This is a genomic window from Billgrantia tianxiuensis (assembly GCF_009834345.1).
Lineage (GTDB): Bacteria > Pseudomonadota > Gammaproteobacteria > Pseudomonadales > Halomonadaceae > Halomonas > Halomonas tianxiuensis.
Map to the genome: position 1 here is coordinate 1,112,986 of NZ_CP035042.1, position 22,666 is coordinate 1,135,651.

A 22,666-nucleotide genomic window follows, 5' to 3' on the forward strand; every position below is an offset into this window, starting at 1 on the left:
CATGTCATTCCCTCCGAGATCATGATTCAGGCCGCTGTCATTTCACGCCCATGATCTTGAGCAACTGGGCATCCAGCGGGCGTGCCGCCTCGTCGAAACCCGCCCAGGGATCCTCGCGCAGGGCGGAGAGACGGCGGCGCAGGTTCTGCACGTTGTAGCGGTCGGCGCGCAGTGCGGCGTTGAGCTCGTCCCAGCGAATCGGCACCGCCACCGGGGCGTTCTCGCGCGCGCGTACCGTGTAGGAGGCCACCGCCGTGGCGCCACGTCCGTTACGCAGGTAGTCGAGGAAGATTCGCCCTTCGCGCTTGGCCTTGGACATGTTGGTGGTCAGGCGCTTCGGGTCGTCCTTGGCATGCGCTTCGGCCACTCCCTTGGCGAAGGCCTTGGCCTGCTCCCACTCGGCGCTGGGCTCGAGCGGCACCACCAGGTGCAACCCCTTGCCGCCGGTGGTGCGCAGGAACGGCGTGAGTCCCAGTGACTCGAGGCGCTCGCGCAAGGTGCCGGCAACACGCAGAATCTCCTTCCAGGCGATGCCTTGGTCGGGGTCGAGGTCGAACACCAGGCTGTCAGGCTGTTCGAGATGATCAATGCGGCTGCCCCAGGGGTGGATCTCCAGCGCACCTGCCTGCACCAGGCCGATCAGGTCGGCGGCCGTTTCGACGTAGACGTACTCGGCGCTGCCTTTCTTCTCCGGCACGTCGATGCGCGGCACGCTGTCGGGAATGGCGCTGCGCGGGTGCTTCTGGAAGAAACATTCGTCGTTGCGTCCCTGGGGGCAGCGCACCAGCGACAGTGGCCGGCGGGCCAGGTGAGGCAGCACCCACTCCTGAATTTGCTCGTAGAAGCGCGCCAGGTCGAGCTTGGTCAGGCCCTGCTCGGGAAATAGCACGCGGTCGGGGTGGGTGAGGCGCACGCCAAGCAGCGAGGTTTCGTCCTTGCGCTTGCGTGCGGCTGACTTGCCCGGCTTGGCTTCCTGTTCCGGCGTGCCTTCGGCGGCCATCTCTTTGGTCGGGGTCATGCGGATCTCCTCCGGGTTGCGATCCTCGCGCAGGCCGCGAAAGGCCGGGTGGCGCAGGCGGCCGTCGCGGGTGCGTTCGGTGAACTCCACTTCGATCACCAGTTCGGGACGTACCCAGTGCACCGAGCGGCTATCCGGCACGCTGCCATGGAAGGGGGAGCGGGAAATCTCGAGTTCCTGCAGGGTAGCGCTGAGTCGCTCCAGTAGACGGTTGCTGAAGCCGGTGCCTACGCGCCCGGCATAGACCAGCCCCTGCTTGCCGTAGGCGCCCATCAGCAGCGAACCGAAACCGCTACGTGAGCCGCTGGGGTCGGTATAGCCGCCGATCACGAACTCCTCGTGGCTGACGCACTTGACCTTGAGCCAATCACGGCTGCGCTTCTGCTGGTAGCGACTGTCGGCACGCTTGCTGATGATGCCTTCCAGTCCCATCTGGCAGGCGCGCTCATGGAAGGCGCTGCCGTGAGTCTCGATATGGTCGGAGTAGCGAATCGTGCCGGTTCGCATGTCGGCAGCGCCGAGCAGTGCCTCGAGGGTGCGCTTGCGCTGGAGTAGCGGCACGCTGGCCAGGGCATACCCGGCCAGGTAGGGCAGGTCGAAGATCTGGTAGACGAGAGCGGCGGTGCGGCCGCTGGAGAGCGCCTCTTGCAACTGGCCGAAGCGAGTGATGCCGTCGCTGCCCATGGCCACCACCTCGCCGTCGAGCAGTGCCGAGTCCACCGGCAGCGGCTCGAGCGCCCGGACGATCTCGGGAAAGCGGTGGGTCCAGTCCTTGCCGTTGCGGGTGATCAGGCGCACATCGCCCTTTTCGATGCGGGCCAACAGGCGATAGCCGTCGAGCTTGATCTCGTGGACCCATTTGCCTTGGGCCGGCACCTCGCGTGCCAGGGTGGCAAGCTGCGGCGTCGCTTCGCGCGGCAGCTTCGCACGTCGGGCGCCTGTCAGAACGCTGGGGTCGGGTGGGGAGGGAGGGGCCTCGCCATTGGCACTGGAGGTCCAGGTGGCATCGCGATCCTCGGCGATCTCCTGCATGCTGCGGCCGCTGGCAATGCTCGCGTCGAGTTCGACCGTGAGCGAATCCTCCATGCGCGACTTGTCGTCGTGGCGCTTGATCAGCAGCCAGTTGCGCCCGTGCTTGTCCTGGCGCTTGCCGCTCATGCGGGTCAGGGTCCAACTGCCCTTTAGCCGTTCGCCGTCGAGTTCGATGTCGATTCGATCCGGCTTGGGTTTACCCTTGAGTTTCCAGGTGCCGCGATCCCACAGCATGACGGTGCCGCCGCCATAGGCTTTCTCGGGAATCACGCCCTCGAACTCACCATACTCCAGCGGATGGTCTTCCACCTCTACGGCCAGACGCTTCTCGCCGGGCTCGAGGCTCGGTCCTTTGGGTAGCGCCCAGCTCCTGAGCACGCCATCCTGCTCCAGGCGCAGGTCGAAATGGTCATGGCTCGCCGCATGCTTGTGCATCACGTAGAGATGACCCGGTGTGGTCTTACCCTGCTTTTCTCCGGCGGGCTCGCGCGTTCGCGTGAAGTCGCGCTTGCGACGGTACTCCTCGAGTCGTTCCATCGGCTCCATCCTTGGCCGCTGACTCCCAGGCAAATGGCCTTCGCTTCTCAGCCTAGCCCTGCTTGGCGCAAGGGCCAAATCCATGGCGCACCACAATGGTCTGAACGGTTTCGTCAGCTCATATCGGTGTAAGTCATTGGTCTTTGCGTGCCGTATTGTTTCCCGCGGTTTGAAAGGGTAAAGAATCGTCTTCCCCATGGAACCTTGGGCGAAGCCTACTTATCTTGATGAGTGTATGGATGGCAGGAACGCCACCCAAGCTTGGTTTTCCACGAACTTGGCTTTCCACGAAACTGTCATGGAGATAGACGGATGAAGCGGAACATTTTTGTCGTGGCGCTCGAGGATCAGCAGCGTCAGGAACTGGAAACCCTACGCCACTCCGATAAGTTCAACGTGCACAGCCTGCTGTCCGTCAAGACAGCCGTCGAGTCACCCAACTTTTCCTTCGATGCCCTGCTCAACGAGGCCCGCCGCAAACTCGAAGCCTTCGACGGTTCCATCGATGCCATCGTGGCGCAGTGGGACTTTCCGACCAGTGTGATGGTTCCCATTCTGTGCCGGGAATACGACATCCCCTCGCCTTCGGTGGAGAGCGTGCTCAAGTGCGAGCACAAGTACTGGAGCCGGCTCGAGCAGCAGAAAGTCATTCCCGAGGTAGTGCCGGAATTCTGTGGCGTCGACCCCTTCGCGGAGGATCCGCTCTCGCAGGTGACGCTGAAGTACCCGTTCTGGATTAAGCCGGTCAAGGCGTTTTCTTCGCACCTGGGCTTCAAGATCGAGAACGATGAGCAGTTTCACGCTGCGATCGAGGAGATCCGCCAGGGTATTCGCCAGCTTGGCGATCCGTTCAATGAGGCGCTGAACCATGTGGAGCTGCCGTCGGAAATCCAGCGCATGGACGGCAATTCCTGTATTGCCGAGCAGATCGTCTCCGGTGTGCAGGGGGCGCCCGAAGGCACGGTTTACCGTGGCGAGTTCAATGTTCACGGCATCATCGCCCAGCCCAATTCGGTCAACAAGGAGATCCCCTTCGATCGCCTGGAGTATCCCAGCAACCTGCCCGAGCGTATCCATCGTGAAATGATCGATATGTCGCACCGCTTCCTCGAGCACATCGGCTATGACAACGGCTGTTTCAACGCCGAGTTCATGTGGGACGAGGAGAGCGACAAGCTGTGGCTGATCGAATTCAACACACGTATCTCCCAGTCTCACAGCGAGATCTTCATCATGGTCGATGGCATGTCCAACCACGAGGTGGCCGTCGATATCGCCTTCGGTGAGCGACCGTCGCTGGCCAATCGTCAGGGTGAGGCGGCCGTGGCGGCCAAGTGCTACATCCCTTACGAGCATCGCGACGGCATTGTCAGGCGTGTGCCGAGTGAAGAGGAGATCGCGGCGCTTGCCGAGCGCTTCCCCGGCACCAAGGTGCGCCTCGATGTCCAGCCGGGTGATCGGCTAGGTGACCTGATGCACCAGGACAGCTTTAGCTATCGCCTGGGAACCCTCTATGTTGCGGGTGAGGATCACGATCAGATAGAGGAACGCTACAAGGCTTGCCTGGAGGCACTTCAGTTCGAGATCGAACCCACCGAATGAACCCGAAAAGGAGGAATCGTGAGTGTCGCAGATTCGTTTCCGTACAAGGTTCGTGAGATAGAGAACGTCTTCATCCCGATGCGCGACGGAGCCCAGCTGGCAGCCAGGGTCTGGCTGCCGGAAGAGGCCGAGCGCACGCCGCTACCAGCGATCATGGAATACATCCCTTATCGCAAGCGCGATATCACCCGTGGACGGGATGCCACCAACCATGCCTACCTGGCCGGACACGGCTATGTCTGTGTCCGGGTCGACATGCGCGGCAGTGGTGATTCGGATGGCGTGCTCACCGACGAATACACCCAGCAGGAGCAGGAGGATGGCGTGGATGCCATCGCCTGGCTTGCCGAACAGCCCTGGTGCGACGGCAATGTCGGCATGATGGGCATCTCCTGGGGCGGCTTCAACAGCTTGCAGGTGGCGGCCAAGCAGCCACCGGCGCTGAAGGCGATCATCAGCATCTGCTCGAGCGACGACCTCTACGCCGATAACATGCATTACATGGGCGGCTGCCTGCTCGGCGACAATCTTTCCGAAGCCACCGTCATGTTCGCCTTCAATACCCTGCCGCCGGACCCGCAGATCGTCGGCAACCGCTGGCGCGACATGTGGTTCGACCGCATGGAGAACAGCGGTCTATGGCTCGAACAGTGGGTCGAGCACCAGCGTCGCAGCGCCTACTGGTCGACCAGTTCGATCAACGAAAACTATTCGGCGATCCAGTGCCCGGTATATGCCATTGGTGGCTGGGCCGACGGTTTCACCAACACCGTGCTGCGCTTGATGGAACACCTGGAGGTGCCGCGCAAGGGGCTGATTGGCCCTTGGGGCCACAAGTATCCGCACCAGGGGATCCCTGGGCCAGCCATCGGCTTTCTCCAGGAAGCGCTGCGCTGGTGGGACTATTGGCTCAAGGGCAAGGATACCGGCATCATGGACGAGCCCATGCTGCGTGCCTGGGAGCAGGACAGCGTGCCGCCCGACACTTCCTATAAGGAGCGTCCGGGGCGCTGGATCGGAGAAGTCGGCTGGCCGTCGAAGAACGTCAAGGAGCGGCGCTACGAACTGGGCCCCTATACCATCCACATGGGGGAAGGACACGGTGGCCCCATCAGCACGAAGGGTGGGAGAGCGCCTTGGCGTTGCAGTCCCCGCTCAGCGTTGGGCTGGAGGCCGGCAAGTGGTGCTCCTATGCAGCCACGCCGGACCTACCGGGCGACCAGCGCGAGGAGGATGGCGGCTCGCTGATCTTCAGCAGCCGTCAACTGGCCGAGCCGCTCGATATCTTCGGCATGCCCGTGGTGGAATTCGAACTCTCGTGCAACAAGCCCCAGGCCATGCTCGCGGTGCGACTCTCGGATGTGGCCCCCGACGGCAAGTCGACCCGTGTCACTTATGGCCTGCTCAACCTGTCGCATCGTGACAGCGACGCCGACCCCGAACCGCTGGTGCCGCACCGGCGCTACCGGGTGCGTATCCCGATGAACGGGATTGCCCAGCGCTTCCCGGTGGGCCATCAACTGCGCCTGTCCGTCTCGACCTCCTACTGGCCGCTGGCCTGGTTGCCGCCGGAGCCGGCCCAGGTCGACATCTACCCCGAGAGCAGTGCACTGGTGCTGCCGGAGCGAACGCCGGGTGAGGAGGATGTGCGCCTGCCCGAGTTCGACGAGCCCGAGGAAGCCCCGCCGCTGGAACTGCATACGTTCGAGGCCAGCGAGCACAACTGGCTGCTGCATCGCGATCTGGCGACCAAGGAGTCGACCCTGGAAGTCATCAACGACCAGGGCCACTTCCGCATCGAGGATATCGGTACCGAGGTGCGCCGCAGTACCCGGGAGTGGTACAGCACCGTCAATGACGATTTCACCTCGGCACGCGGCGAAACCTATACCGAGCGCTCCTTCAAGCGCGACGACTGGAACGTGGAGATCTACACACGCAGCATCCTGAGCTGCGACGAGAGCAATTTCTTCATTCACGCTCAGCTCGATGCCTATGAGGACGACTACCGGGTCTTTTCCAAGAACTGGGAGAAGGTCATACCGCGCGACCACATGTAGCCAGGTAGTTGCTATCTAGCTGCTATCCGCAACGTGGCGCCACCCTGCATTGGGTGGCGCTTTTCCATGGTGAGCAGGGAGTGAGGTGGTCTGGCGAAAAAGCCCCCGGCGGGGAGCCGGGGGAAGCGAGGGGCCTATGCAAGGCGTTCGCAACGAACCATTTCGCCACGTGCCATGGAGAACCTTCAGGTCTTGGCGCGCAGGTCGCTGTTCTCCGAGCGCTCCAGGAACTGGCGCGTGGTGTCGTCGAGATGTTCACCGAGCCACGCGGCCATGGCTTCCTCTTCGCGCAGGATCTCTTCGCAGATGCGAGCAATCTCGGGTTTTCCGACTTTCTCCGCAGCCTGGATCAAGGCCTTGTAGCTGGCGATCTCGAAGTGTTCGAAGGCATAGCTGGCGAGGCCGCCCTTGACCACCTCGTCGCCTGACATCATGCCGCCCATGGCTTGACCGAAGGCTGCCAGTTTGCCGCCCATGTCCTTCATCGCCGAGAGGTCGGTACCGAGCAGCGAGATGCACTGTTCGATCTTCTCCGTCTGGCCGCGGGTCTCGGTCAGGTGTTCTTCGATGCGTGCCTTGAGCTGCGGATAATGCTCCAGGCGGCTGGCCTGGGCTTCCAGCATCTTCTCCGCTTGTTTCTCCATGGCGTGGGCATCGCGTAGCCAGTCTTCCAGATGCTTGGGGGTTTGCGGTTCAGTGCCCATGTGCTATCTCCTTGCGGTTGCGATCGATGGGAATCCGCCGCTCACTTCGGCGGATTGATCTGCTCTTCCTGAGCGCCGGAATGGGGCTTGGCCGGTCCCAGCTTGGGCTCCTGGCCTTCGGGAGCCGGCTGGTTCCTGACCGAGTATTCGCTGCGGCCGTCGAGAGAGGGGCCTTCGGCCCAGCGCCCCTTGGGCGCCTCTTTGTCCAGCAGGGTGTTGAGATAGTAGTAAGAGTGTTGCATGGCCTCGTGGGCTTCCGGTGTGGCGTTGGGCACCGGCAACTGGGCTTCGATACCGCCCAACTCCTCGATCACGGCCAACCACTGCTGCTGGTGGTAGGTGTCACGAGCAATCAGGAAGGACAGGAAGTCCTTCATGCCATGATCGTCGGTCCAGTTGTAGAGACGCGACGCCAGTACACGGCCACCTGCCTCGGCGGTGACGTTGGCCAGCATATCGGCCGCCACGTTGCCGGTCGCGTAAACGTGGCTCATGTCGAACGGCACGCCGTTGGCGTTGACCGGCATGGCGGAGAGGCCGGACGAGAGTAGGTGCCTGGGATTGGCACCGCCGAGAATGGCGCGGACCACCGGGTCCTTGGCTGATTCCTCCTGATAGGAGACTGGCGCACCCTCCAGATTGAGCGCCACGGCATGACCCAGCATCTCGATGTGCGAGAGTTCCTCGGTTGCCGTCGACATCAGCATGTCGCGGATGCGATCGTCGCCACGGGCGCCCATGGCCTGAAAGAAGTACTGCATGGCGACACGAATCTCGCCTTCGATGCCGCCAATGGCTTGTTGCAGCAGCATGGCGAACTCTGGGTCCGGCTTGTCGACCTTGACCGGATATTGAAGCTTGGACGAATGATGAAACATGACGTCTCCTTCGTCTCTGAGGTCCGCATCGGCTTCAGACAGCGCGCATCCGACCGCACAAATTCGAAGCGGATGACCTGTCAGTAGCCGTCCGGCGTGTGAGAAGAAGCTGCCGGAGGAAGGGCTCCGGCAGCTTGGGTTGGTCAAAACTGATGAGGGAGCGCGGCGCTCAGCTGTTCTTGCCGCCCTTGCGGCCCGCCTCGGAAGCCTTCTGGCGGTCGTTGGCGAAGTTGCCGCCGCTGTGCTGGCCGCCTTTCTGGCCGGCCTGAGAGGCCTTCTGCGGGTCGTTGGCAAAGTTGCCGCCGCTGTGCTGGCCGCCTTTCTGGCCGGCTTCTGAGGCCTTCTGCGGGTCGTTGGCGAAATTGCCGCTGCTGCGCTGACCGCCTTTCTGGCCGGCTTCCGAGGCCTTCTTGGGGTCGTTGGCAAAATTGCCGGGGTTCTGGTTGCGCTGTGCCATGGTAGTCTCCTTGACTTTCCTTTCCGCACGCACTCCGGCGTGCACCGTGTACTTCCATTTACCGGGGATCCGGCACTGCTGGCGTTTGCCATCGTCTTTGAAGATAGAAGCCGCGTTTCCCTCTCATCAAGGCGGTTGCTGTTTCCATGTGAAAAGAAAGGTTGTCGCAAGTCCTCGGGCGGTTTCCCTTCAAACGATCCAATGGCAACGATATTGTCGACAACAGGCCCCATGTGCTTGGGAAGCGCTCAAGCATGGGGTAACATGCGATGAACAATCAAAGAGCCCGAAGTGGCGGCCTTAGGCCGTGCTCGAGGAACCGGAGGAGAATCCATGGCCTTTGCCCAGAAATTCATCGTTGCCGATGACCATCCGCTGTTCCGTGCAGCGCTGACGCAGGCGCTGCGCCAGCTGGCGCCCCAGGCCGAGATCGTCGAATCCGATACCATGGAGGCCACCTGCGAGGTGGTGACTCGCCACCCCGATGCCGACCTGATTCTGCTCGACCTGCACATGCCGGGAGCCCATGGCTTTTCCGGCCTGATTCAGCTGCGCGGCCAGACCCCGGACATTCCGGTAGCGGTGGTATCCGGCAGCGACGAGCCGCATGTGGTACGGCGCGCGATCGACTACGGTGCTTCGGGCTTCATTCCCAAATCCTCATCCTTGCAGCTGATCGCCGAGGCGGTCAGCGAGATCCTCGATGGCGAGGTGTGGCTGCCTCAGGAGCTGGCCGATGCCCTGGGCGACGCCAACGAAGAGGAGACCCGCTTCGCCGAGGCCATCGCCTCGCTGACGCCGCAGCAGTTCCGGGTGCTCAACATGCTCACCGAGGGGCTGCTCAACAAGCAGATCGCCTATGAGCTGAACGTCTCCGAGGCCACCATCAAGGCCCACGTCACCGCTATCTTGCGCAAGCTGGGCGTGCACTCGCGTACCCAGGCGGTCATCGCGGCGCAGAAGCTCGAGGTGGAGCCGCCCAAAGTTGAATCCTGACCTTCGGTCAGGAGACATAAGACGCGGCTTCGCCGCTCGAAGAGGGAAGTGCGGCGCTTAGCGCCTTGAAGAAGGAAAAAGGCATAGCCTGTCTTCCCTCTTCCCTCTTCCCTCTTCCCTCTTCCTCCTAAGCACTAGGCGCCCGGCTGGCCTGCAGCGTGCGGGTCAACAGGGCGCGCAGGGCGGCGGGCGCACCGGTTTCTGCAGCAGGTGGTAGCCGCTGCGGCGGATCTCCTCCGCTACCTCCTCGGTGCGATCGGCGGTGATCACGATGCCTGGTACCGCGCCCTGCAACCGTTCGCTCAGGGCCTCCAGGGCCATCAGCCCGGTCACTTCGTTATCGAGGTGGTAGTCGGCGAGTATGGCATCCGGCTCGCCGTCCAGGTTGCGCAGGATCGACTTGGCGCCACCGATACTGGTGGCGGTATAGACCTCGCAGCCCCAGCCCGAGAGCATCGCTTTCATGCCTTCAAGAATGAGCGTCTCGTTGTCGATGCACAGCACCCGGGTGCCGACCAGCTTGTTGCCTACCCGCCGCGGGGAGGCCGCTTCTTCGGCACGCTCGGCGGCGCTGCGCGGTGCGACCACCGGTACGCTCACCGAGAACATGGTGCCAACGCCCTCCCGCGAGAGGACCTTGATCGGATGGTCCAGCACCCGGCTCATGCGGTCGGCAATGGAAAGGCCCAGCCCCAGCCCCTTTTCGCTCTCCTTGTGTCGCGAGGCCTGGTCCAGGCGGCGGAACTCCTGGAAGATCTCCGCCTGCTTGGATTCGGGAATGCCCGGCCCCGAGTCCCATACCTCGATGGTCAGTCGTGTGCCGCGGCGACGACAGCCCAGCAACACCCGGCCCTCCTGGGTGTAGCGCAGCGCGTTGGAGAGGAAGTTCTGGATGATCCGGCGCAGCATCTGCGGGTCGCTGTCGACCCAGGCGCGGGTCGGTACCACTACCAGGTCCAGCCCGCGCTCCTCGGCCATGACCTCGAACTCGGCTCGCAGCGGGCGGAAGATGTCGGCCAGGGCGAAGTGGCTGCGGCGCGGGGTGAGGGCGCCGGCGTCGAGCTTGGAGATGTCGAGCAGGGTGCCGAGCAGCTCCTCGGCGGCTTGCAGCGAGTTGTCGATATGGCCGATGGTACGCTTCATGTCGTCGGCGTCCATTTCCTGGGACAGTGCCGAAGTGAACAGGCGCGCGGCGTTCAACGGCTGTAGCAGGTCGTGGCTGGCAGCGGCCAGGAACCGGGTCTTGGAGGCGTTGGCATCCTCGGCGACCTGTTTGGCCTGGCGCAGGGCCTGTTCGGCCTCGGCCCGCACCCGGTTCTCCTGGCGCAGCGCGGTATTGGCCTCGGACAGCGCCTGTGTACGTTCGCGTACCCGCTCCTCCAGATTCTCGTTGGTCTCCTTGAGGGCGATCTCGGCCAGGCGCCGTTCGGTGATGTCCTGGTAGAGCGAGAAGAAGCCCAGGATCGCGCCGCTGTCGCCGAAATGCGGGGTATAGGTCACCAGCATGTAGCGCAGGGCGTCGCCGATCCACATCGACACCTCGAAGCTGACCCGCTCGCCGGCCAGCGCACGGTGAATCCACGGCTTGCGTTCGCGTGCCATCTCCTCGTTGATGACGCTATCGACGTGCTTGCCGATGACCTCGTTGCGATCGATGCCGAAGGCCTGCTCGTAGGCGCGGTTGGTGAAGAGGTAGCGGCACTCCTTGTCGAAATAGGCGATCAGCGCCGGCACGTTGTCGGTGTAGATGCGGATGTTGTTCTCCGAGCGTATCAGCGCCTCCTCGATACGCTTCTGCTGGGTAATGTCCTGGTAGGTGTAGACGAAACCGCCGCCCGGCATGGGATTGCCCTGCACCTCGAGTACGCTGCCGTCCTGGCGGTAGCGCACGTAGCGGTGGGGCTGGCCGTCGCGAATATTGTCTATCAGCAGCTGCACGTGCTCTTCCGGATCGCCGGGGCCGTACTCGCCGTTGTGGGCGTTGTAGCGGAAGATCTTGTCGATCGGCGCGCCGACCCGGATCAGGTGATCGGGGAAGCGGAACAGTTCCAGGTAGCGCTGGTTCCACACCACCAGGCGCATGTTCTGGTCGACCACGCTGATGCCCTGGTTGATGTTCTCGATGGTGGCCTGCAGCAGGGCGCGGTTGAACTCCAGCACCTGGGAGGCCTCATCGACGATGGAGATCACGTCGGAGATGCCGATGCCGCGCCCCTGTAGCGCCGAGTTGACCACGATGCGCGCCGAGGAAGCCCCGAGCACCGAAGCGAGGAAACGTTCGGTGAACTGGATCACGTCGATGGAGGCTCGGTTGCCGTCCTCCAGCGGCTTGCCGGTGCGCCGCGCGTAGTCATCGAAGGCGCGCGCCACCTGGCCGGCACCGAGGAAGCGTTCGCACAGCACCTTCAGGTCGCCCACCGTGGTGGCGCCGGTCCAAGGGCGGTTGACGGAAGTCTGGCGGGTCTCGACGCTGTCGACGAACAGCGAAGCCTGGATGCGCTCAACCACCCGCTGCGAGGTGATCTGGGAGACGAAGATGTAGCAGAACAGGTTGACGCCGAGCGACAGCATTACGCCATGCGTGAAGCTGTCGCCGAAGTTGAGCCCGAACAGCGCAGTGGGAGTCAGCCAGGGGTGACCGAAGGGGCCTCCGGAGAGCCAGGTGTCCGGCAGCACGCCGGCCTGGATCATCCCTGGCATCAGCAGGCTGTAGGCCCAGATGGCAAAGCCGGCATTCATGCCGACGACCACCCCGAGGCGGTTACCGCGTTTCCAGTAGAGCCCACCGAGCAGGGCGGGGGCGAACTGGGCTGCCGCGGCGAAGGAGAGCATGCCGATCGAGGCCAGCGAGGTGAACTCTCCGATCAGCTGGTAGAAGCCGTAGGCCAGCGCCAGGATCACCCCGATGGTGATGCGCCGGGCCTGCAGCACCAGCCGACCGTAATCGCGCGGCCGGGTGTCCAGCCAGCGCAGCCGGAACAGCAGGGGAATCACGATCTCGTTGGAGATCATGATCGAGACTGCCACCGTGGCCACGATGACCATGCCGGTCGCCGCCGAGAAGCCGCCGATATAGGTGAGCAGGGTCAGCCACTGCTGGCCGGCGGCCATCGGCAGCGCCAGCACGAAGGTGTCGGGTTCCACCGTACCGTCGGGGAACAAGGTCAGGCCGGCGGCGGCGATCGGCAGGATGAAGAAGGCGAAGGCCACCAGGTAGAGCGGAAACAGCCAGCGTGCCTTGGCGGCGTCGTTGGGATGGGTGTTTTCCACCACAGCGACATGGAATTGGCGCGGCAAACAAAAGATCGCCAGCATCGCCAGCAGCGTCTGGGCCCAGAAGCCGCGACCGAAGTCCTGGTCGGCCAGCTGGCGCTGCAACTCCAGTTGGGTGTCGGCGAGTGCCATCAGCTCGCCGAGGCCATCGAACATGCCCCAGGTGACGTAGGCCCCGAGCAGCAGGAAGGCCAGCAGCTTGACCATCGACTCGAAGGCGACGGCGTGAATCAGCCCCTCGTGGTGCTCGGTGGCATCAGTGTGGCGCGTACCGAACAGGATGGCGAATGCCGCCATCACGATGGCAACGAAGAAGGCCGTATCGGCAAACAGCGGGGTATGGGTGATGTCGGCGGCATCCGTCAACACCGCGAACGAGGTCGACACGGCCTTCAACTGCAGGGCGATGTAGGGCAGCGTGCCGATCAGCGCGACCAGGCTGGCGAAGGCCGCCAGGGACTGCGCCTTGCCGTAGCGCGAGGCGATGAAGTCGGCGATCGAAGTGATGTTCTGCCGCTTGGCCACGCGGATCATCTTGGCGAGTATCGGCCAGAACAGCAGGAAGGTGAGAATCGGGCCGACATAGATGCTGGCGAAAGACCAGCCGGCGGTGGCGGCCTGACCGACCGCACCGTAGAAACTCCAGGAGGTACAGTAGATGGCCAGCGCCAGGATGTAGATGACGGGGCGTTTGCGACTGGCACCACGGCGACGCGCATTACGGTCGCCCAGCCAGGCGATACCGAACAGTATGGCGATGTAGAGTAGTGATACGGCGATCAGCAGCCAACCGGCAAACATGCTTTCTCCCCCGGCAAGTACCGATCATTCTAAAGGGATATCGGCCCGAGAACACTCGAACCGAGAGAGGCGCCGATCATGCCGCGACTCACCAGGGGGAGCAGACTGCCTGGAAGAGACGCGAATCCTCTTCCACCGGGCGCAGACCTTCGAGGCGTGGCTGGCGGCTGCCACTGGTCAGCGGCACCATTTCGGCGGAGTCGCAGTTCATCAAGTAGGGCTGGTGATGAAGCTGATCCACGTACTCTTTCTCGAAGCGGTAGAGGATGAATTCGACCAGCTGAGCGTCGTCGTCTCCCTGAGCTGGTACCATGCTGCTCTGATCGACGACGCTGAAGGACACCGTCATCGGAAAGAAGTAAGTCCAGGGGCGCCACACCATGCTGTCCTGGCGCGTGTCTACCACCTGGGTGGTGGCAGGCAGTTGGCTACGCTTGTGGTCGAACCACGAATACTCGTAGTGGATCTGGTAGCCCAGCATGCCCAGGCCGGCAAATACCGGGATGATCCATTTCGGCAAGCGCTTGCCGCTGGCCAGGCGCAGCATCAGGCCGATGCCGGCTGCTCCCAGGCCGGCGAAAATCGCCGCAATCAAGTGCCAAATCATAACGCCACCTTCTCAAAGCAATCGGGCTTCCCGGAGGGAAGCCCGATCTGGTTCGATACCCGGCCCGCAGTGGACCGGGCAGCCATTATGGCTTAGTGATCGATCGCAGCGCCAGCGCCTTTCGGATAACGCACGCTCTGCACCAGGTCCTGGATCTCCTGCGGGGGCTCTTCAGTGGCGGCGGAGACCGCGTAGGCCACGGCGAAGTTGATCATCGCACCCACGGCACCGAAGGAGAGCGGCGAGATGCCCAGGAGCCAGTTGTCCTGAGTATTCGGCAGCATGTTGGTGCCGGGGATGAAGAACCAGCCCAGGTAAGTGAAGATGTACAGCAGGGTGGCGATCAGGCCGGCGAGCATGCCGCAGACGGCGCCCTTGCTGTTCATCCGGGTGGAGAAGATGCCCATCATCAGTGCTGGGAACAGCGAGGCGGCGGCGATACCGAAGGCCAGTGCCACGGTCTGGGCGGCGAATCCGGGCGGATTGAGCCCCAGATAGGTCGCCAGCAGGATGGCGCCGGCCATGGAGATACGCGCCGCCAGCATTTCACCCTTCTCGGTGATGTTGGGGTTGATGGTGTTCTTGATCAGGTCATGACTGATGGCCGAGGAGATTGCCAGCAGCAGGCCTGCCGCGGTGGAGAGTGCCGCCGCGATACCACCGGCCGCGATCAGACCCACGACCCAGCCCGGCAGGTTGGCGATTTCCGGGTTGGCCAATACCAGGATGTCGTTGTTGACGGTCAGCTCGTTGCCTTCCCAGCCGCGCTGCTCGGCAATCGGCTGGAAGGCCGGGTTGGCGTCGTTGTACATCTGGATGCGGCCGTCGTTGTTGCGATCGGTGAAGGTGATCAGCCCGGTTTCCTCCCAGGTGCGCACCCACTGCGGCCGATCTTCATAGACCAGCGCTTCTTCCGCTGCCGCCTCGTAATCCTCCACCTGGCCGGCCATTTCCGGGAAGATGGTGGTTGCGAGGTTGAGGCGGGCCATGGAGCCTACGGCCGGAGCGGTCAGGTAGAGCAGGGCGATGAACACCAGCGCCCAGCCGGCGGACCAGCGAGCATCGGCCACTTTCGGCACGGTGAAGAAGCGAATGATGACGTGGGGCAGGCCAGCGGTACCGATCATCAGCGACAGGGTGAACAGCACCATGTTGAGCTTGTTGTCGACGTCGGCGGTGTAGTCGCGGAAGCCCAGCGCATTGACCACTTCATCGAGCTTGGCCAGCAGCGGTACGCCGGATTCGGTGTGGGTGCTGAACATGCCGAACATCGGGATCGGGTTGCCGGTCAGCTGCATGGCGATGAATACGGCGGGGATCGTATAGGCGATGATCAGCACGATGTACTGCGCCACCTGGGTGTAGGTGATGCCCTTCATGCCGCCGAATACCGCATACAGGAAGACGATGGCCGCGGCGATCCAGATACCCACACTGCTGGGCACCTCGAGGAAGCGCGAGAAGGCCACGCCGGCGCCGGTCATCTGACCGATGACGTAGGTCACCGAAGCCACGATCAGACACACGACGGCAACGATGCGAGCCGTCTTGCTGTAGAAGCGGTCACCGATGAAGTCGGGTACGGTGAACTTGCCGAACTTACGCAGGTAAGGGGCCAGCAGCATGGCCAGGATCACGTAGCCGCCGGTCCAGCCCATCAGGAAGGTCGAGTTGGCATAGCCGCCGGAGGCCAGCAGGCCTGCCATGGAGATGAAGGATGCCGCGGACATCCAGTCGGCCGCCGTGGCCATGCCGTTGGTGACCGGATGGACACCGCCGCCGGCGACATAGAAGTCCTTGGTCGAGCCGGCACGTGCCCAGATGGCGATGCCGATATAGAGGGCAAACGAGCCGCCCACGAAGAGAAGGTTGATGGCAAACTGACTCATGCTGGCTTACTCCCCGAGGCCGAACTTCTGGTCGAGCTTGTTCATCTTCCAGGCGTAGAAGAAGATCAAGCCGATGAAGGTCAGGATGGAACCCTGCTGAGCAAACCAGAATCCGAGATCGGTACCGCCGATCGGGATGCCGGAAAGGAGGGGGCGAAACAGGATGGCGCAGCCGTAGGAGACGAATGCCCAGACGATCATGCATCCAGTGATCAGGCGTACGTTCGCCTTCCAGTATGCAGCAGCATTGATTTTATCATCTGCCATAGTGATGCTCTCCACTTGTTGTTGAGGTTGGGAAGTCGCACAGAGAGTTGCCAGGTTTCATCAGGAGGTTCGCACAAAGCGAGTCGAGTCGGGTGGTGTGGACAATGGCGCTGGCAAGCGCCTGTGTTCCCCATTGCTCCCTGCGGACGAGCCGCACTTCCCACCATATCGAGTAACCGATCGTCGAGTCGCATTATCAAGGTACGATTGCCCTGCATGACTCATGAGCAATAGTGGTCAATAAATGAGAAAAATAAAATCCCAGACTTTGGTATCATGAGAAAACTTCGATGCTATCAGTGGCAATTTTTTCTATTAAAAACAATTGCTTGATGTGTGTGCATGAGTAATGTTGCAGTATTGCCGCCATGGCGATAGGACGATTGTCTAGCATTGGACCTTTGTCTATGTCTCTTCTCCGTAAGACCATTGTCTAGTGAAGTATTGCTGTCATCTACATTCCCCTCCTTGGACGTTGGTCTAGGTTATGTCTTAAAAGTCGAGACTGTTATCCTGCCACGAGAAGTCGTGCTCGATGTGGGTGGCATAGGAAGTTAAGGAACGTTTCTTTTCGGACTCGTCCAGGGATGACGGCGATGAGGGCCGCGCAACGAGGGCAATAGCATGGTCGATGTCGATCTCTCCCAACCGCCGTTCTCCTTTCTGGATGACGAAGGGCGCGAGCGTATCCGCAATGGCATCGACCTGGCCTACTTCGATCGTAACGAGATCATTCTCGAAACCGGCCAGCCGGGTGAGTACGTCTTTCTCATTCACAAGGGCGAGGTGGCCGAGCTGGACACCACGCAGCCGGGGGCTCGTGAGCGGATCGGCCACTATACGGCTGGCGATCTGTTCGGTGCCATCAGCATTCTCAACGGCAAGAGCCGTTACCGCTTCCGGGCGGAACAGGAGAGCCTCTGCTACCTGTTGCCCAAGGCACTGTTCCTGCAGCTATGTGACGACTATCCCCCCTTTGCCGAGTTCTTTCGCCAGACCCTGGCCCACAAGACACGTTTGCTGACCGAGCAGCGCGCCGAGGGCGGCGTGACCATGGCCGGCTTCATGCTGGCGCGAGTCAGCGAATGCATGCGACCGCCGCTGTGCATGGGGCCGGAGGCAACCATTGCCGAGGCGGTGGCGAGGCTGCACGAGAGCCACGCCGATAGTCTGCTGGTAGAGGGGGAGAGTGGAGCGGGCATGGTCACCAAGACCGACCTGCTCGAAGCGCTGGTGTTGCAGGACTGCGAGAAGCAGAGCCCATTACAGGAGATCGCGCATTTCGAACTGGTCACGGTACGCCCCGATCAGTACCTGTTCGAAGTACTGGTGATGATGACCCGCCACAAGGTGGAGCGTGTCGTGGTCATGGAGCAGGCGAGTCCCATCGGTGTGGTGGAACTCACCGACGTGCTCAGCTATTTCTCCAGCCGCAGCTATGTCGTCAGCCTGCAGGTGGAGCAGGCGGAAAGCCTCGATGCTCTGTTTCGCGCCAGTCATCGCACGCCTGAACTGGTCAAGGCGCTCATGGCTCAGGGGGTCAAGCTGCGCTTCGCCATGGGCCTGCTGGCGGCGCTCAACGGGCGCATCATGTCCAAGGCATGGGGGTTTCTGATCGACGAGCGCTATCACCGCGACAGTTGCCTGATGGTGATGGGCAGCGAAGGTCGTGGTGAGCAGATCCTCAAGACCGATCAGGACAACGGTTTGATTCTTGCCGATGGGCTGGAATGGCCCGATGTGGGCGAACAGATGCAGCGCCTGACCGAGACGTTGATCGAACTCGGCTATCCTCCTTGTCCCGGTAACATCATGGTCAGCAACTCCGAGTGGGTGGGCTCCGTCAGCCAGTGGCGCGAGCGCATTGCGCGCTGGGCGCAGAAACGGGATGGCGACAGCCTGATGAAGCTTGCCATCATGCTCGACTCCCATGCGGTGGCGGGCAATCCCGCGCTGCTCGAGCGGGTTCGCGAAGCGCTATTCGAACAATGCTCCCGCGACGAAATCCTGCTCTCCTATTTCGCTCGCACGGCGCTGCGCTTCTCCACGCCGCTGACCCTGTTCGGGTCGCTGAAGAAGCCTCAGCACGGCATCGACATAAAGAAAGGCGGCATTTTTCCCATCGTCCATGGGGTGCGCACCATGGCGCTGGAGCGCCGCATCAAGCCCACTTCCACGCTGGAGCGGCTCGAGGCCCTGGCGGCGGATGGTCGGCTGGAGGAACGCATCGCCGAGGATCTTGCCGAGGCGCTGTCGCTATTCACCGAGTTGAGACTGAAACAGCAACTGGAACGCCTGGACGGAGATAACGCCAGCAAGAGCCCGGATCGCGTCGTGGTCCAGCAGCTGTCGTCGCTGGAGCGCGACCTGCTGCGCGAGGCATTGCATATCGTCAAGGATTTCAAGCAGAGCCTGTCGCAGCGCTACCACCTCGAATACTCATGAGGCCGTGCCTGCGAAGGTCAATGCGGAATTAATGAAGGAGGAAACCACGGCATGTTTCGTGCGCTACGCCGGGCCAAGGATCGCCGCCGCCACGCTGACGGTGAGTATGGCTGGCTCTTTCACCCCTACACCGGGGATGAGCTCGTTGCCATCGACTGTGAAACCACCGGTGTCGATACGCGTACTGCCGAGCCCGTATCGATCGGAGCGGTCAAGGTGCGCGGTGACAGGGTGCTGACCAGTGAGTCGCTCGATTTGCGTCTCAAGCGTCCCGCTTCGCTGACGGGCGACTCCATTCGCGTGCACGGCCTGCGCGGTGTCGATCTGGACGATGGGGTGAGTCTCGACGAGGCATTGGTGACGCTGCTCGACTTTATCGGCAATCGTCCGTTGCTGGGCTGGCGGCTCGACTTCGACCTGGCCATTCTCAACCGCCAGCTACGGCCGCGCTTCGGCTTCGATCTGCCCAATAGCGGGATCGACGTGGCCCAGCTCTACCATCGCCAACTGCGCCGCAGCGTGATGGAACCCGAGCCTCGCCCGCAGCGCTTCGAGGCGGTGGCCGAGTCGCTCGGCGTTCCGGTCATGGGGCGCAATACCGCGCTGGGCGATGCCGTGACCACGGCGCTCATGTATCTGCGCCTGGAGCGCGCCGGAGTGCCGGACCGGTGCGAGGCGTAACTCCTCCAGCATCCTGCCGTACGCTGCGGTAGATCGCCGCGGCGTCGCCACTGAACCGAGGCGATGGTAGGATGGCCCCCGTCATCCACCATGCTCTGGCAGCCCGTGATCATGCAAGACGCCCTGACCTTCGACCCGCTCGCCGCCGCCCCTGCCACCGAGGCACACGCCGGGGCGCAAGCGGGCACCTCGCCGCTGGAGGCGCTCGACGCCAAGGGCCGGCGCGAATTCAACAAGTTGCAGAAACGCCTGCGCCGCCAGGTGGGCAACGCCATCATCGACTATGGCATGATCCACGAGGGCGACCGGATCATGGTCTGCCTGTCGGGCGGCAAGGACAGCTATACCCTGCTCGAGATCCTGCGCAATCTGCAGCGCAATGCGCCGGTGAATTTCTCGCTGGTGGCGGTCAACCTGGACCAGAAGCAGCCGGGTTTTCCCGAGCATGTATTGCCAGAGTATCTCGAGTCGATCGGCGTCGAGTACTACATTCTCGAGCGTGATACCTATTCCGTGGTCAAGGAGAAGACACCGGAAGGCAAGACCACCTGTGCGCTCTGTTCACGCCTGCGTCGCGGCTCGCTGTACGGTTTTGCCGAAGAGATCGGTGCCACCAAGGTGGCACTGGGTCACCATCGTGAGGACATCCTCGAGACGCTGTTCCTCAACATGTTTTATGGCGGCAGCCTGAAGGCCATGCCGCCCAAGCTGCTCTCCGACGACGGCAAGAACATCGTCATCCGACCGCTAGCCTACTGTCGCGAGGCCGACATCGCCGAGTTCGCACGGCTGATGGATTTTCCCATCATTCCCTGCAACCTGTGCGGCTCCCAGCCCAACCTGCAGCGTCAGGTGGTCAAGGAGATGCTGGCCGAGTGGGAGCGCAAGCATCCCGGGCGCATCGAATCGATGTTCAAGGCGGTGACCAACGTGGCACCCTCGCAACTGGCCGACCGCGAGCTTTTCGACTTCGAAGGGCTCGAGGCCAAGCAGGCCCGGCTGCGCGAGCGGCGCATCGATGCATTGGATGTTTCGCACGACAGCTGAGCCGATAGTCCACCCGAACAGTCCATCCGAACGGAAACCGCCCGGCATTTGGCCGGGCGGTTTCTTTCTGCTTGGTTGATGTCGCCAGGGCTCAGTGATCGTCCTGAGCCTGTGCCACCAGGGCCTCGAGATTGAGGATGTTGACCTCGCGACCGGATACCTCGACCAGCCCCTGTTGCTGGAAGCGGCCCAGGATACGGCTGACCGTTTCCACGGCCAGGCCCAGATAATTGCCGATATCGGCCCGCGACATGGAGAGGCGGAAGCTGTAGGGCGAATAGCCGCGGCGACGGAAACGGTCGGAGAGGCTGGAGAAGAAGCTGGCCAGGCGCTGGTCGGCGGTCTTGCGCGACAGCAGGCGCATCATCTTGCGATCGTCGCGCAGCTCCTTGCTCATGCTGCGATAGAGCTGACCGCGCAGCTCCGGCAGTTGTTCGGAGAGTGAATCGAGCCGGTCGAAGGGAATCTCGCACACGGTGGTGGTTTCCAGCGCGATCACGCTGCCGGGATAGACCTGTTCATCGATGCCGTCGAGGCCGACCAGCTCACTGGGCAGGTAGAAATTGGTGACCTGATCGTCGCCCGAGCCTTCGGTGGTGACCTGCTTGAGACTGCCGGAGCGTACCGCGAAGACGCTGTTGAAGGCGCTGCCTTGGCGGAATAGCGATTCGCCTTTCTTCAGTGGCGAGCGTCGCCGGATGATCGCATCGAACTGCTCCATGTCTTCGAGTTCCAGGGCCAGCGGCAGGCACAGTGAACTCAGGCTGCAATTCTGGCAGCGGGTTTCATGCAGCAATGAACGACGCTTGCCGAGCGCATTGGCCGCGTTGACCGGCATGCTCCACCTCCTGGATCTCATTCATGAAGGCATTATGGGCCATTATTGAAGTAGGTGAAATGCCCCTTGCGACCTTTGGCCGCAATAAAATTAGCATTCCGGGAACTTTCACCTCAGACGATGCGTGAGAAGCGGTCATCGGGCTTGAGCGGTAGACGTGCATCGAAGGCCATGGCCAAGTGACGGATCAGCAGCCGGCCGAGTGGTGTAGCCACTACGCGATGGCCCTCGATCAGCACCAGCCCGTCCCGCTGGGGCGTCTCCAGTCGCTCCAGTGCGTCTTCCAGGTAACGGGGAGCATCTATGCCGAACGTTTCGCTCAGTTCATCCAGGTCGAGCTTCATGTCGCACATCAGTTGCTCGATGGCATGCCGCCGGATGCGATCGTCGAAGGTCAGCCGAATGCCTCGTGCGGTGGGCAGATGGCTGGCATCCAGGGCAGCTTCGTAGTCGGCGAGATTGATGTGGTTCTGGGCATAGACGTCATCGACACAGGAGATGGCCGACACTCCCAGTCCCACCAGGTCGCACTGGGCATGGCTGGAATAGCCCTGGAAGTTGCGCTGCAGCGTGCCTTCACGCTGGGCGATGGCCAGGCTGTCGTTGCTGCGGGCAAAGTGATCCATGCCGATATGGACGTAGCCCGCTCCGGTGAGCATGGCGATGGTGGTGCGCAGAATTGCCAGCTTCTCCTCGGGGCCGGGAAGGTCCTCGGCTCGAATGTGACGCTGAGCCGTGAAGCGCTCTGGCATGTGGGCATAATTGAACACCGAGATTCGCGCCGGTGCCATGGCGATTACCTGTTCCAGGGTGGCGGCGAAGCTGTCTCGGGTCTGCAACGGGAGTCCGTAGATCAGGTCCAGATTGAGCGAGCGAAAGCCAAGCCGGTCGGCTTCGTCGAGCAGCGCCTCGGTGAGAATGCGTGGCTGGATCCGGTTGATGGCTCGCTGCACGCGTGGGTCGAGATCCTGGACGCCGAGGCTGAGGCGATTGAAACCCAGCGCCTGCAGGTGACGCAGGGTGAAGACATCGGCCTCGCGCGGATCGATCTCGATGGCATAGTCGCGGTGGCGGGAGTTGGAAAGGCCAAAGCGGGCGTCGAGCCGGTCGATCAGGTCGCTCATCTGGTCGAGGCTGAGAAAGCTCGGCGTACCCCCTCCCCAGTGCAGTTGGGCCACTTCGCGGCGTGTATCCAGGTGTGGCCTGATCAGCACCATTTCACGGTCCAGGCGCGAGATATAGGGCTCCACCACCTTGGCGTTCTTGGTGGCGATCTTGTTGCAGGCGCAGTAATGGCACGCCTTGCGACAGAAGGGGATGTGCACGTAGAGCGACAGCGGCCTGCCATCCGCGTTACTGCGGGCCAGGGCCGCCTGGTAGGCCTGTTCGTCGAAATCGTCACTGAAAGAATAGATGGTGGGATATGAGCTGTAGCGCGGGCCATGGGTGTCGTAGCGCCGCAGGAGCGCTGCGTCCCAGGTGAAAGGATCGGCCATCGCTTGATGCACGCAGCGTGCGGGGACGGACATGATGG

At 62.4% G+C, this 22,666-nt stretch carries 16 protein-coding genes and 1 pseudogene; 7 read left to right on the forward strand and 10 right to left on the reverse strand.

Translation table 11 applies throughout. The features are described from left to right. Positions 1 to 37 precede the first annotated feature (37 nt). Positions 38 to 2,587 carry a DNA ligase D gene (gene ligD / locus EKK97_RS05270; protein WP_159549943.1) on the reverse strand — a complete coding sequence of 850 codons (2,550 nt, stop codon included), beginning with the start codon at positions 2,585 to 2,587 and terminating at the stop codon, positions 38 to 40. Between the two features lie 312 nt (positions 2,588 to 2,899). Between ligD and EKK97_RS05275 the strand changes: the two genes are divergently transcribed. The 3 genes from EKK97_RS05275 to EKK97_RS24290 are packed head-to-tail and all read left to right on the forward strand — an operon-like array spanning position 2,900 to position 6,249. Next, positions 2,900 to 4,189: an ATP-grasp domain-containing protein gene (locus EKK97_RS05275; RefSeq protein ID WP_159549946.1), complete on the forward strand. Its 1,290-nt coding sequence runs from the start codon at positions 2,900 to 2,902 to the stop codon at positions 4,187 to 4,189. Between the two features lie 18 nt (positions 4,190 to 4,207). After that, positions 4,208 to 5,437: a CocE/NonD family hydrolase gene (locus EKK97_RS24285; protein ID WP_236551380.1), complete on the forward strand. Its 1,230-nt coding sequence runs from the start codon at positions 4,208 to 4,210 to the stop codon at positions 5,435 to 5,437. Then, a complete protein-coding gene (locus EKK97_RS24290; RefSeq protein WP_236551381.1) occupies positions 5,326 to 6,249 on the forward strand; it encodes a CocE/NonD family hydrolase C-terminal non-catalytic domain-containing protein in 924 nt (307 codons plus the stop codon). The genes EKK97_RS24285 and EKK97_RS24290 overlap by 112 nt, the downstream gene beginning before the upstream one ends. A 185-nt stretch (positions 6,250 to 6,434) precedes the next feature. On the opposite strand, the gene EKK97_RS05285 is transcribed toward EKK97_RS24290, so the two are convergent. The 3 genes from EKK97_RS05285 to EKK97_RS24295 form a co-directional block, all read right to left on the reverse strand. Then, positions 6,435 to 6,953, reverse strand: a complete 519-nt coding sequence (locus tag EKK97_RS05285; RefSeq protein WP_159549949.1) for a ferritin-like domain-containing protein — start codon at positions 6,951 to 6,953, stop codon at positions 6,435 to 6,437. A 41-nt stretch (positions 6,954 to 6,994) separates the two neighbouring features. Then, positions 6,995 to 7,831 (reverse strand): manganese catalase family protein, encoded by an 837-nt coding sequence (locus EKK97_RS05290; protein WP_159549952.1) that lies wholly within the window; start codon positions 7,829 to 7,831, stop codon positions 6,995 to 6,997. A 169-nt stretch (positions 7,832 to 8,000) separates the two neighbouring features. Continuing rightward, complete coding sequence (locus EKK97_RS24295; protein WP_159549955.1) at positions 8,001 to 8,288, reverse strand: con-10 family general stress protein; 288 nt, start codon at positions 8,286 to 8,288, stop codon at positions 8,001 to 8,003. Between the two features lie 333 nt (positions 8,289 to 8,621). On the opposite strand from EKK97_RS24295, the gene EKK97_RS05300 reads away from it, so the two are divergent. Continuing rightward, positions 8,622 to 9,284, forward strand: a complete 663-nt coding sequence (locus EKK97_RS05300; protein ID WP_159549958.1) for a LuxR C-terminal-related transcriptional regulator — start codon at positions 8,622 to 8,624, stop codon at positions 9,282 to 9,284. A 127-nt stretch (positions 9,285 to 9,411) separates the two neighbouring features. On the opposite strand, the pseudogene EKK97_RS05305 reads toward EKK97_RS05300, so the two are convergent. The 4 genes and pseudogenes from EKK97_RS05305 to EKK97_RS05320 form a co-directional block, all read right to left on the reverse strand. Next, positions 9,412 to 13,358, reverse strand: a pseudogene (locus EKK97_RS05305) (hybrid sensor histidine kinase/response regulator). 88 nt (positions 13,359 to 13,446) lie between these two features. After that, a complete protein-coding gene (locus EKK97_RS05310; protein WP_159549961.1) occupies positions 13,447 to 13,965 on the reverse strand; it encodes a hypothetical protein in 519 nt (172 codons plus the stop codon). Between the two features lie 92 nt (positions 13,966 to 14,057). Next, positions 14,058 to 15,854 (reverse strand): sodium:solute symporter family protein, encoded by a 1,797-nt coding sequence (locus EKK97_RS05315; protein ID WP_159549964.1) that lies wholly within the window; start codon positions 15,852 to 15,854, stop codon positions 14,058 to 14,060. 6 nt (positions 15,855 to 15,860) lie between these two features. After that, positions 15,861 to 16,121 (reverse strand): DUF4212 domain-containing protein, encoded by a 261-nt coding sequence (locus EKK97_RS05320; RefSeq protein WP_159549967.1) that lies wholly within the window; start codon positions 16,119 to 16,121, stop codon positions 15,861 to 15,863. Between the two features lie 624 nt (positions 16,122 to 16,745). On the opposite strand from EKK97_RS05320, the gene EKK97_RS05325 reads away from it, so the two are divergent. From EKK97_RS05325 to ttcA, 3 genes are all read left to right on the forward strand, one after another. Then, complete coding sequence (locus tag EKK97_RS05325) at positions 16,746 to 18,566, forward strand: putative nucleotidyltransferase substrate binding domain-containing protein (RefSeq protein ID WP_159549970.1); 1,821 nt, start codon at positions 16,746 to 16,748, stop codon at positions 18,564 to 18,566. 51 nt (positions 18,567 to 18,617) lie between these two features. Beyond that, the gene (locus tag EKK97_RS05330) at positions 18,618 to 19,247 is read left to right on the forward strand and encodes a 3'-5' exonuclease (RefSeq protein WP_159549973.1); all 630 of its coding nucleotides are present in this window, start codon (positions 18,618 to 18,620) and stop codon (positions 19,245 to 19,247) included. 111 nt (positions 19,248 to 19,358) lie between these two features. Beyond that, the gene (ttcA, locus tag EKK97_RS05335) at positions 19,359 to 20,294 is read left to right on the forward strand and encodes a tRNA 2-thiocytidine(32) synthetase TtcA (protein ID WP_234286630.1); all 936 of its coding nucleotides are present in this window, start codon (positions 19,359 to 19,361) and stop codon (positions 20,292 to 20,294) included. Positions 20,295 to 20,385: 91 nt separating this feature from the next. On the opposite strand, the gene fnr is transcribed toward ttcA, so the two are convergent. Together fnr and hemN are read right to left on the reverse strand one after the other, a co-directional pair. After that, a complete protein-coding gene (fnr, locus tag EKK97_RS05340) occupies positions 20,386 to 21,132 on the reverse strand; it encodes a fumarate/nitrate reduction transcriptional regulator Fnr (RefSeq protein WP_159549979.1) in 747 nt (248 codons plus the stop codon). A gap of 113 nt (positions 21,133 to 21,245) precedes the next feature. Continuing rightward, positions 21,246 to 22,661, reverse strand: a complete 1,416-nt coding sequence (gene hemN / locus EKK97_RS05345) for an oxygen-independent coproporphyrinogen III oxidase (RefSeq protein WP_234286631.1) — start codon at positions 22,659 to 22,661, stop codon at positions 21,246 to 21,248. Positions 22,662 to 22,666: the final 5 nt, after the last annotated feature.

What these genes read in the sequence shown, in the direction of transcription:
- ligD (WP_159549943.1), bottom strand. Translation starts at nt 2,587, where the DNA reads ATGGAACGACTCGAGGAGTACCGTCGCAAGCGCGACTTCACGCGAACG.
- EKK97_RS05275 (WP_159549946.1), top strand. Translation starts at nt 2,900, where the DNA reads ATGAAGCGGAACATTTTTGTCGTGGCGCTCGAGGATCAGCAGCGTCAG.
- EKK97_RS05285 (WP_159549949.1), bottom strand. Translation starts at nt 6,953, where the DNA reads ATGGGCACTGAACCGCAAACCCCCAAGCATCTGGAAGACTGGCTACGC.
- EKK97_RS05290 (WP_159549952.1), bottom strand. Translation starts at nt 7,831, where the DNA reads ATGTTTCATCATTCGTCCAAGCTTCAATATCCGGTCAAGGTCGACAAG.
- EKK97_RS24295 (WP_159549955.1), bottom strand. Translation starts at nt 8,288, where the DNA reads ATGGCACAGCGCAACCAGAACCCCGGCAATTTTGCCAACGACCCCAAG.
- EKK97_RS05300 (WP_159549958.1), top strand. Translation starts at nt 8,622, where the DNA reads ATGGCCTTTGCCCAGAAATTCATCGTTGCCGATGACCATCCGCTGTTC.
- EKK97_RS05310 (WP_159549961.1), bottom strand. Translation starts at nt 13,965, where the DNA reads ATGATTTGGCACTTGATTGCGGCGATTTTCGCCGGCCTGGGAGCAGCC.
- EKK97_RS05315 (WP_159549964.1), bottom strand. Translation starts at nt 15,854, where the DNA reads ATGAGTCAGTTTGCCATCAACCTTCTCTTCGTGGGCGGCTCGTTTGCC.
- EKK97_RS05320 (WP_159549967.1), bottom strand. Translation starts at nt 16,121, where the DNA reads ATGGCAGATGATAAAATCAATGCTGCTGCATACTGGAAGGCGAACGTA.
- EKK97_RS05325 (WP_159549970.1), top strand. Translation starts at nt 16,746, where the DNA reads ATGGTCGATGTCGATCTCTCCCAACCGCCGTTCTCCTTTCTGGATGAC.
- EKK97_RS05330 (WP_159549973.1), top strand. Translation starts at nt 18,618, where the DNA reads ATGTTTCGTGCGCTACGCCGGGCCAAGGATCGCCGCCGCCACGCTGAC.
- ttcA (WP_234286630.1), top strand. Translation starts at nt 19,359, where the DNA reads ATGCAAGACGCCCTGACCTTCGACCCGCTCGCCGCCGCCCCTGCCACC.
- fnr (WP_159549979.1), bottom strand. Translation starts at nt 21,132, where the DNA reads ATGCCGGTCAACGCGGCCAATGCGCTCGGCAAGCGTCGTTCATTGCTG.
- hemN (WP_234286631.1), bottom strand. Translation starts at nt 22,661, where the DNA reads ATGTCCGTCCCCGCACGCTGCGTGCATCAAGCGATGGCCGATCCTTTC.